This is a genomic window from Salifodinibacter halophilus (assembly GCA_012999515.1).
GTDB classification, from domain to species: Bacteria; Pseudomonadota; Gammaproteobacteria; order Nevskiales; family Salinisphaeraceae; genus Salifodinibacter; species Salifodinibacter halophilus.
On sequence record JABEEB010000528.1, the window covers coordinates 1 to 247 of the forward strand.

The window sequence follows — 247 nt, forward strand, 5'->3', positions numbered from 1 at the left end:
TCAGCGCCTGCAGCGCTTCGTCCTGCGCTTGCTGCGCCAGGCCGCTAAGGTCGACGCGCTCCAGGGCAACAGGCGCCGCCGGATTCACCTGCTGCTCGACGTCGCTGCCTTGCGCGACGTAAGTGGTGCGCAGGATCGCGTGACGCTCCACCAGCGCATTCAATGCCGCCATCAACGCGTCGTGGTCCAGCGCGCCGTCCAGCGCCAAGCCCACACGCAGGTTGTAGTGCGAGCTGCCGTCTTCAAG

General features: G+C 67.2%; 1 protein-coding gene. It reads right to left on the minus strand.

Translation table 11 applies throughout. The features are described from left to right. Positions 1-247: hypothetical protein (locus HKX41_12720; GenBank protein ID NNC24998.1), on the minus strand; the 247-nt coding region annotated here is incomplete at both ends.